Consider the following 9,753-nt stretch of genomic DNA (forward strand, 5'->3'; position numbering starts at 1 on the left):
CGCGATCCGTAAATTCTTGGCAGAAAATCCTAGCGAATTTGATCCCCGTAAATATTTTAAAGCCTCTATGGTTGCGATGTCAGATATCTGTACCAATCGTTTTGAAGCCTTTGGTTCAGCGGGTCAGGCGCATAAAATTCGTCCAATCAGCCTTGAAGGTATGGTCGATTTTTATAAATAAGCTTGGTTAGCAAAGCAAGCTCATTGAGCCATAATAGCCGCTTATTTTTAACGCAAGTTCTATAAGCAGTTTTTATAGTCAAATCTTATAAAAGGTGGTGGATAATGATTGGATTGATTACGGGGCAGGTGCAGTATTTGATGGCACCAACTGCCTGTATCATGACTGCCTCTGGCGTAGGCTACGATATAGAGCTGCCGCTGCCATCATTTTGTCAGTTGCGTCTCAACGAGCAGGCGAGCATTTGGACGCATTTTCACGTGCGTGAAGATGCGCAGCTGCTTTTTGGTTTTATCGATCGTAAAGAGCGCGATGTTTTTCGCCAATTGATTAAAATCAATGGCGTTGGGGCAAAAATGGCGCTGGCGATGCTGTCTGCGATGTCAGCGGCTGAGCTAAAAATGCACGTCGAGCAAGAGTCTGAGACGGCATTAACGCGCATCCCCGGTATCGGTAAAAAGACCGCACAGCGTTTATTGATTGAGCTAAAAGATAAGCTGAAAAATATCGAGGTTGATAATAGCAGTTTAGAATTTGCGCTTCAGCCTGCGCCTATGTCTGCTGAAGGCAGTATCATCGCTGAGGTCGAGGGCGCGCTGATTAGCTTAGGTTATAAAGAACGAGAAGCGCAGCAAGCGATTAAAGCAGCGAAAAGTAATGGCGTCACCTTTGCCGATACGCAAAGCTTATTAAAAGCCACTCTGCAACAGCTCTCTGGCTTTTAATCATTTTAACCTACGAGTAGCAACAGTACATCTTAATTTTAAACAGATAAGCGACATTGATTGTCGCTTATTTTCGTTTTGGGCTGTGTTTTATTGACTACCTGCTTTATGATGTTTTGCATGACTTATGCGCAGCGTTTGGTTATGCTGTTTATGATTTAGTCTTTTAAAAATAATGATTTTAATAAAATGATAAAACCTATGATGCAAGATCGTTTGATTAATCCGTTAGAAGGGGCAGGTGATGCGCCTGACTCTAATATTCGACCAGCATTATTGGCTGAATATATCGGTCAGCCGGTGGTGCGTGAACAGATGGAAGTGTTTATTGGCGCGGCACGCGGTCGCGACGAGGCATTAGATCATACCTTGATTTTTGGTCCGCCGGGGCTTGGTAAAACCACACTTGCCAATATCATTGCCCGTGAAATGGGTGGCAATCTGCGTTCTACCTCAGGGCCTGTACTTGAACGCGCTGGGGATTTGGCCGCCATGCTGACCAATTTAGAAGCGGGCGATGTGCTCTTTATCGATGAGATTCATCGTCTAAGTCCGGTCATTGAAGAAATTCTTTATCCAGCAATGGAAGATTTTCAGCTCGATATTATGATTGGCGAAGGTCCGGCGGCGCGTTCTATCAAGCTGGATTTACCGCCGTTTACTTTAGTGGCAGCAACTACGCGCGCAGGACTACTGACCTCGCCACTGCGAGATCGTTTTGGGATTGTGCAGCGCTTAGAGTTTTATAATATCGCTGATCTGACAACGATTGTTAGCCGTGCGGCACGTTTGATGCGGGTACCGATGAGCGAAGATGGCGCGGTAGAGATTGCGCGCCGTTCGCGCGGAACGCCAAGGATTGCCAATCGGCTATTACGCCGTGTGCGTGATTATGCGCAGGTCAAAGGTGATGGTAGTATCAATGGCGCGATAGCGGGTAGTGCGCTTGATATGCTCGCCGTAGATAGACGCGGGCTTGATCATTTAGATAGACGTTATATCGAAATATTACACGAGCGTTTTGATGGTGGCCCAGCAGGCGTTGAAGCAATAGCAGCAGCGATGGCCGAAGATCGCGGTACGCTTGAAGATGTGATTGAGCCATATTTAATACAGCAAGGTTATGTGCTGCGTACGGCGCGTGGTCGGGTATTGACGCAGATGGCGATTGACCAGATGTTGTAGGATAGTCAGTTCGAAACGCACGAAGCGTGTCTTTAATAGAATTGTGCAGGTATCAGTTTTCTTCGCTTGCTGTGTGCTTCATTCCAGAGGCTTTGAAAAACTCATACCTGCAGCCACGCATTTATTTCAAAATAAATGAACCATATTAAAACTATAAAAGCGTTTACCTTTAATCGCACAATTAAAGGTAAATGCTTTTTCATACTGCAGTTTTTTAAAATTAAGCTTTAGGTAAAGCTTCAGGCCATATCTTCCCAGGATTCAGGATATTTTTGGGATCAAGGGCAGATTTAATCGCTTGCATCAGCACTAGGGCATTACCATGCTCTTGCTGCATATATTTTTGTTTGCCTTGCCCAATACCGTGCTCGCCGGTACAGGTACCATCCATCTCTATCGCGCGACTGGCAAGGCGGCTGATAATACCGTCAGCGGTAGCGACTTCTTCAGGGTTGTTGGTATCGACCAATAATAAAACATGAAAATTACCATCGCCGACGTGACCGACGATAGGTCCAATCATGCCTGACGCTTCGATGTCTTTTGCCGTAGCGCTGACGCATTCTGCTAAGCGTGAAATGGGCACGCAGGCATCAGTTGATAAAGCGCTTGCCTCAGGTCGTAGGGCAGAGCTGGCGTGATAGGCGTTATGGCGTGCTTGCCAAAGCCGTTTACGCTCGGCTTCGTTGGTATCCCAAGCAAAATCTGTACCGCCGAACTCTTCGATGATATCGGTAAAGATTTGCGCTTGCTCGGCGACGCTGGCTTCTGTGCCATGGAATTCTACAAATAGCGTAGGCGTTTCTGTTAAATTTAAATTGGCATATTGGTTACAAGCTTTGATTTGCATCGCGTCGAGCAGCTCGATACGGGCAATTGGCAAGCACATTTGAATAGTCAACATCACTGCCTGACAAGCATCCTCAATTGTTGGGAAATGACAAATACCACTACCAATACACTCGCTAATACCAAATAGTTTAAGCGTAACCTCGGTGACGATACCAAGTGTCCCCTCAGAGCCTATCATTAAGCGCGTCAAGTCATAACCAGCGGCAGATTTTTTGGCACGTGTGCCTGTGCGCACAATATCTCCGCTCGCGGTCACCACTTCAAGGGCGAGTACCACATCTTTCATGGTACCATAACGAACGGCATTGGTGCCCGAAGCACGAGTGGCGACCATGCCGCCGATACTGGCATTGGCACCAGGATCTATCGGAAAAAACAAGCCAGTATTGCGTAAATAATGGTTGAGCTGCTCGCGCGTGACCCCAGGTTGTACCGTTACCGTCAAATCTTCATTATTAACCTGTAATATCGCATCCATGGCATGCATATCGATACATAAACCGCCATAGGGCGCGTTCAATTGACCCTCTAAAGATGAGCCAATACCAAAGGCAATGACTGGCATCTGATACTGATTGCAAATCTCGACGGCTGCAGCGACTTCGTGTTTATCCTGCACGGTCAATACCGCGTCGGGTGGCTGATTGGCAAGCCAGGTCATGGTATGACCATGCTGCTCACGTATTGTGGTATTGGTACTAAGTTGTTTGCCAAAGCGTGTTTGCAAAGCGGCAATCGCGTCACTATGATCTTTTTTGATTAAATCATGAGAATTGGAAGGCGATATAGATGATATGGTCGACATAGGTAAATTCTCCATATAAGACGTATATTTACTGGGTAAACGACATGCTAAATAAGATAAAAAGTTAAGCTCTAATGCATTTTAATTGTCGTTAAAGGGCAATTAAAATGCATTAGAGCTTATTCAAGTGGGATTTTTTGATAATAATTAACGGATACTTTTTCGTCAAAAATTAATAGCCTAAGCTAAAACCCGCCAAATAACGACGATAATAGCCAATAGGTAAAAAATAGGCGCAAACCAACCGACTTGCGTGGCGATGGCAATAAACACGGCAAAACCTGACAGCGCTAGCCAATCACGGCGACGGTCGTTTAGCATGTCGGCGCGAATTTGTTGTATCTCTCGTAGCTGACTGTCTTGGCGCGAGCCTTGTGAGGCAAGGCTTTGTAAACCTTGGTCTAGTAGCTTAGGAATATCAGTCGTTGATAATAAAATCTCTGGCAACTGCTGACGCAGATGTTGCAAATTACGCATCGGATCGAGCTGCTCTTTAATCCAGCCACTTAAAATAGGCTTGGCGAGTGACCAAATATCAAGCTCAGGATATAAGTCGCGACCAAGTCCTTCGACATGCACCAAAGTTTTCAGTAGCAGCATAAGTTGTGGCGGGATACTCATATGGTGGCGACGGGCGATATCCAAAATTTGCATCAACACACCAGCAAAGTCGATATCGTTAATGGATTTTTGCAGCATTGGACCAACCGTGCGTTTCATATCGCGCATCAAGGCATGCTTATCGGTATTGGGCGGTATCCACCCAGCACGGCTGACGATATCAACCATCGCCGTAAAGTTATTATTCATCACCGCCAACAGCATACGCGCGACAATAAGTTGGTCGTCTTTTGACAGCGTACCCATAATGGCACAATCAAGCCCGATATAGCGCGGCTCATGACCCAAGTCAACCGCTGTCATATCTGCCGCGAGTATTTTAACTGGCGGCGTTTCTACAAAGACATTACCCGGATGCATATCGGCATGAAAAAAGTTATCGCGAAACACTTGGGTAAAAAATATCGTTAAGCCTTTTTCTGCTAGTGTCGCACGGTCATAACCAAGCTTATCAAACACCTCAACTTGTGAGATAGGAACGCCTTGAATACGCTCCATGACCATGACGTTTTTGGCAGCGTCATAGACTTCAGGCACATACATCAGTGCTGAACCTAAGAAGTTGTTGCGCATCTGCGTGGTATTGTCTGCCTCTAACGTCAAATCCAATTCGTTCAGCATGACTTGGCGATAGTCTTCGACAATATCAACGATATGGATGGCACGCGCTGCTTCGATACGCGCCGATGCCCAATTGGCAAGCTCACGTAATAGTTCAAAGTCAGCAACGATAGTGGTGCGAATATCAGGGCGAACGACCTTTACCACCACTTCACGGCCATCATGCAAAGCGGCCGTATGTACTTGAGCAATAGAGGCTGCTGCTAACGGCTTAACGTCAAAGCGGGCAAATAGCGTAGCGATAGATTGACCCAAACCATGTTTTGGGTCTTGGATTTGGGCAATGGCAACGTCAGAGTCGAAAGGCTTGACCTTGTCTTGCAGCTGCACCAATTGCTCGATAATCTCAGGCGGCACCAAATCGCGGCGCGTCGAGAGCAGTTGGCCCAGTTTTAAAAATAAAGTACCCATATCTTCAAGCGCATACTTTATGGCATTAGGCTGATGTTTTTTACCCCAAGCCGCCGGATGCAAACGGATTAAACGCGCTAACGGTTGCAGCTGCGGCGCTTCTTCGACAGACAGATGGGTATCAATACGATAAGCGGCGGCAATACGCCAAAGTTCAAGCAAGCGGGCGCGATGGGATAGTAGCATGAGATAGGGTTACTCTAAAAAGTCGAAAATAGGGCAGAGTCTATGACGGCGCATAGTTAGCGTTTAGGTCGTCATAGACTCTATTTATTATTATCTATGATTGGTTAAACGTGCTTGCTCATCTTTGATAGCGGCAAGCTTGGCTTCTTCACGTTCGATATCCGCACGCAGTTTTAATAACTGCTGCTTTAGATCATTGACTTCGGCGGCTTCCATCGGGTCAGGAGTAACATTACCTGCTACGTCATTGGCCCAGTCGCTGACATCGTTAAAGGCGCGTTTGGCATTATGACGCCAGCTACCTTTTAGTTGTGATATCAGCAAATGCAGCTGACTGGCCATCGGTTTCCCAATAAAGGGTTCAAGCTGGCCGGCGACATCAGGATCAAACCCTGCAACCAGCTGTTTGAGTTGCATCAAAACTTTGTAGTCACCAGCAATAGGCAAGTTGCCTTCGGTACCGCGCATCAGGTTCAGCAGCTGCGCAGGATTATCAACGGTAATGGTACAATCTGGTCGACTATGGCCAAGTCGCGAACGCTCTAGGCTGGCATGTTGGCGCTCATTCATACTGCCACTTGTCTCAAACACACTTTCAGTCATAACCGGCTCAAAGCGCAAACGCTCTTCGGTAAATAAAACGTCTAGATTAATCTCAGGCATGCCCATATTTAGACGTAGCACTTTGCCCGCAAGCGGCGCTAGTCCAGCTTTGGTAATCTCATCGCTGGCAATAGCGATATTAATCAGCTTTTCGGCACCCGCCAAAAGTAACACAGTCAGCATAAGGCCCTCACATGTTTGGTTGAGCGCCATAAGCGCGGCGCATATTTCAATATTGGCTGTTATAACGATGTAAACGCCTGCTCAACGACAGACGTTTTTGTATTATAAAAAGCGTGTTTATCTAAGCAGCTTTTGAAAAGTGCTAAAGCTATTCTTTTCTAAACCTGTGCTTTTCTAAAACTATGATCTAAAGTTATGCTTTAAAACCGCGATGTACCGCAACGATACCAGCGGTCAAGTTATGATAATCACAATTCTCAAATCCTGCTTGCTGCATCATCTGCTTAAGCGTCTGCTGATCAGGGTGCATTCGAATCGATTCAGCCAAGTATTGATAGCTCTCAGAGTCATTAGCAACCAACTTACCCATAATCGGCAACGCCGTAAATGAGTACAAATCATAAGCTTTCGATAATGGCTCAAACACAGGTTTTGAGAATTCTAAAATCAATAAACGACCGCCTGGCTTGAGGACGCGATACATAGATTTTAGCGCCGCATCCTTGTCTGTGACGTTACGCAAACCAAAGCTGATAGTCACCAAATCAAAGCTTTCATCATCAAAAGGCGCCAAAGTTTCAGCGTTTGCTAAGACGAAATCAACGTTATTACAGCCGGCATTGATTAAGCGCTCGCGGCCAACTTCTAGCATCGCTGCATTGATATCTGATAATACCACATGGCCGTTACGACCGACTTCACGGCTAAATACTTTGGCCAAATCACCCGTACCACCAGCGATATCGAGCACCTGCTGGCCGGCGCGTACACCCGATAAGCTAATCGCATAACGTTTCCACAGGCGATGAATACCAAACGACATTAAGTCATTCATGATGTCGTATTTTTTCGCAACTGAGGTGAAAACATCGGCAACGCGCGCTTGTTTTTCTGCTTTATTGACCGTTTTATAGCCAAAATGTGTTTGCTCATTACCATCGGTATCAGGCGTATGTGGATTATTGATGTCATCACGTTGGTTAAATAGCGTTTGTTTGGCCGTTTGTGCGTGCGTAGCAGTAGGGTTGGCGCTGTTATTTATGGTGTTTGGCATAGTCGTTTGTTGACCTTGTGGGGTTCCGGTTGGTAAGTCTTGTACTTGAGTGAAGTCATTATTATTGCTGCTATCGGCTGCAGCATTGGCATTCAGCGTCGTACTAGCGCTTTGGTTTTGACGCGCTTTTACTTGCGCGGTGATGCTTTGATTATGAGCAATACTGTCTTTAACCAATTTATCTTGCAGATGTCCATGAGAAGTAGGGTTATCAGTATGGGTTTGATCGGCTTGGCTAGAGTAGTTATTTGAGTTATCAGTCATACGATTATCCTATTATTTGTTTTTATGATGGCGTATTTAAGCGTTATTTGCATAGGGTTTAAACACTGATTGCATACGGTTTAAACCCTATTTAAGCACTATAACGGTCAGTTAGCCATGGGCATTATTGACCTTATCATACACCAAACGCTGCTGGCTTACCGCCATTATTGGTGTCATGAACTTCGTCAATAATATCAAGCTCGCGCTCACAAAACGGTTCAATAAAGCTGCTGACACTTTTTAGCGGTTTCATCGCTTTAAAGCCTGAATCGATAAAGTCGTAAAGCGGCTGGAAGTTATGGCGATAAGCCGTTCCTTTTGCGAGACCAAAGGCTTTTTTGAGCATAAATGAATTCAAATCTTTATCGGTACGGTAGCAGACCTCTTTTAGATTGTTAATCTGCACGCGGCGCTCATCTGCCTCATCGACTGCGCGGTAAGCGGCAAGCATATTTTCTTCATTGACTGCTAAATCTTGCGCAACCAGCCACTCGGCCAAATGTAAATCCAGCTCAATCGCCAAGATAGACGCTTGAATGCCCATGCTGCCCGCTTCTAAAGAAGCCTCTTTGGCAAGGCGCTCTAATTTTTTGGCTTTAGGGAGAATACGATCTAACTGCTCTGCCAATACTTTAAATTCATCACCACCATATAGCTGGGTTAAAAAAAAATCTGCCATCGGTTTGTTTTTTGGTTGTTCAAACAGCGCGCTATGGGTACGCTTAATACGTGCTTGTTGCCATGCTTGCACTTCTTTGAGCTTGGTATTTAAGGCAGCATCTTTATGGTGTGGCAGCGCCCAAAAACGGTTTAAGTGCTGTTGTAAATTGGCTAACGCAGACATGGCAGGTAATCCTATAAAAAGTAAAAATGGCAATAAAATTGCTAATAAAAGAGTGGAAATGATACTAAATTCTTATCTTTGTGGGCAGCTATTAAAGCATGCGCGCAAGATTTTGTTCACCTTAAAAGAAAATACCACAGAATACAAATGCCAAACTGTTACATAGCAGGGTTATTTACTAGATTTACTCAATGCTATGATTCACTGTATAAATAAGACAGCTTATAAAAATTATAAATAAGAGATGTATAAAAATTATCTAATAATAAAGCGAGTATGCACATGATTAAAAAAAATAAATCGACTGAAAGCCAAGCGCCAGAAGCAGTAAGTGACCAGTTTAGTAAGCAAGTCGTTGAGCAGCGTTTAACGCCCAATCCGTTAAATATCTTTGCTATGGACAAAGATACATTGCGCTTGGCATTAGTCACCGCCCAGTTTGCCCTGCGCGCCACGCGGCAGCAAACACCGCCGACCATCAATAAACCAACTGGGCTTTTGGTGTTGGTCAACGGCATGGAGCAGGCGGGCAAGGGCACCGCGGTCACCCAGCTGCGGCAATGGGTAGACCCGCGCTTACTCAAGGTTGAAGCAACGATTGGTGATTGTCCTTTAGAGCATCAGCCGATATGGCAAGCGCATACCAAAGCGCTGCCGCGTCATGGCGATGTGATGGTGTATTTTGGCAACTGGTATGCCGATTTGCTCTATAACGTCATGCGAATGGCGACCTTAGATGATGACGATAAGGTGAAAAAAAGTGAAGATAAGAATAATAAGACGCTGAAAAATAACGCCTTGCCTATTGGCCGATGGCAAGACTATTTAAAGCAAGAACTCACCAAACTACAAGCCTTTGAACAAGACCTTGCTGCTAACCAAACCAAACTGCTTAAATGCTGGTTTCATGTCGATATCGAAACCTTGCAGGCGCGTCTAAATGACGATGAAGCTGATCCAGAGTTTTTATATCAAATCGATTGGAAAAGTAAACAGGTCGTCGATACTTTTAATGAGGTGGCAACAGCCTTGCTACGTCAGCAGAATGACTGGGTTATTATCAATGGTGATGATAAATCAGAAGCTGCCACTCATTTTTGTCATGAAGTATTGCAGGCGATGCAAACCGCGCTAGCAAGCAGTAAAGCAGAAAGTAGTAAAGCAGAAAGTAGTAAAGCAGAAAGTAGTAAAGCAGAAAGTAGTAAAGCAGAAAGT

The 9,753-nt window shown here is 45.2% G+C and carries 7 protein-coding genes and 2 pseudogenes; 4 read left to right on the forward strand and 5 right to left on the reverse strand.

What is annotated here, in order from left to right; all coding sequences use genetic code 11:
• From V7D75_RS12495 to ruvB, 3 genes and pseudogenes are all read left to right on the forward strand, one after another.
• Positions 1–181: pseudogene (locus V7D75_RS12495) on the forward strand (fructose-1,6-bisphosphate aldolase); the annotation flags it as partial.
• 104 nt (positions 182–285) lie between these two features.
• Positions 286–906, forward strand: coding sequence for a Holliday junction branch migration protein RuvA (gene ruvA / locus V7D75_RS12500; protein ID WP_333614814.1), 621 nt, complete (start codon positions 286–288; stop codon positions 904–906).
• 204 nt (positions 907–1,110) lie between these two features.
• Positions 1,111–2,091, forward strand: a complete 981-nt coding sequence (gene ruvB, locus V7D75_RS12505) for a Holliday junction branch migration DNA helicase RuvB (protein ID WP_201589625.1) — start codon at positions 1,111–1,113, stop codon at positions 2,089–2,091.
• A gap of 220 nt (positions 2,092–2,311) precedes the next feature.
• Here ruvB and V7D75_RS12510 read toward each other — a convergent pair whose 3' ends face one another.
• From V7D75_RS12510 to V7D75_RS12530, 5 genes are all read right to left on the reverse strand, one after another.
• Positions 2,312–3,748, reverse strand: a complete 1,437-nt coding sequence (locus V7D75_RS12510) for an FAD-binding oxidoreductase (RefSeq protein WP_333614815.1) — start codon at positions 3,746–3,748, stop codon at positions 2,312–2,314.
• A gap of 180 nt (positions 3,749–3,928) precedes the next feature.
• Positions 3,929–5,587, reverse strand: coding sequence for an ABC1 kinase family protein (locus tag V7D75_RS12515; protein ID WP_333614816.1), 1,659 nt, complete (start codon positions 5,585–5,587; stop codon positions 3,929–3,931).
• A gap of 90 nt (positions 5,588–5,677) precedes the next feature.
• Entirely contained in the window at positions 5,678–6,373 is a 696-nt protein-coding gene (locus tag V7D75_RS12520) for a ubiquinone biosynthesis accessory factor UbiJ (protein WP_333614817.1), read from the reverse strand.
• A 193-nt stretch (positions 6,374–6,566) separates the two neighbouring features.
• Positions 6,567–7,415: a bifunctional demethylmenaquinone methyltransferase/2-methoxy-6-polyprenyl-1,4-benzoquinol methylase UbiE gene (gene ubiE, locus V7D75_RS12525; RefSeq protein ID WP_369811322.1), complete on the reverse strand. Its 849-nt coding sequence runs from the start codon at positions 7,413–7,415 to the stop codon at positions 6,567–6,569.
• 412 nt (positions 7,416–7,827) lie between these two features.
• Positions 7,828–8,538: an FFLEELY motif protein gene (locus V7D75_RS12530; protein WP_333614818.1), complete on the reverse strand. Its 711-nt coding sequence runs from the start codon at positions 8,536–8,538 to the stop codon at positions 7,828–7,830.
• A 282-nt stretch (positions 8,539–8,820) separates the two neighbouring features.
• Between V7D75_RS12530 and V7D75_RS12535 the strand changes: the two are divergent.
• Positions 8,821–9,753, forward strand: a pseudogene (locus V7D75_RS12535) (ATPase); the annotation flags it as partial.

The organism is Psychrobacter sp., assembly GCF_036731945.1.
Lineage (GTDB): Bacteria > Pseudomonadota > Gammaproteobacteria > Pseudomonadales > Moraxellaceae > Psychrobacter.

Coding starts and splice junctions, on each gene's coding strand:
- ruvA (WP_333614814.1), top strand. CDS start 286: ATGATTGGATTGATTACGGGGCAGGTGCAGTATTTGATGGCACCAACT.
- ruvB (WP_201589625.1), top strand. CDS start 1,111: ATGCAAGATCGTTTGATTAATCCGTTAGAAGGGGCAGGTGATGCGCCT.
- V7D75_RS12510 (WP_333614815.1), bottom strand. CDS start 3,748: ATGTCGACCATATCATCTATATCGCCTTCCAATTCTCATGATTTAATC.
- V7D75_RS12515 (WP_333614816.1), bottom strand. CDS start 5,587: ATGCTACTATCCCATCGCGCCCGCTTGCTTGAACTTTGGCGTATTGCC.
- V7D75_RS12520 (WP_333614817.1), bottom strand. CDS start 6,373: ATGCTGACTGTGTTACTTTTGGCGGGTGCCGAAAAGCTGATTAATATC.
- V7D75_RS12530 (WP_333614818.1), bottom strand. CDS start 8,538: ATGTCTGCGTTAGCCAATTTACAACAGCACTTAAACCGTTTTTGGGCG.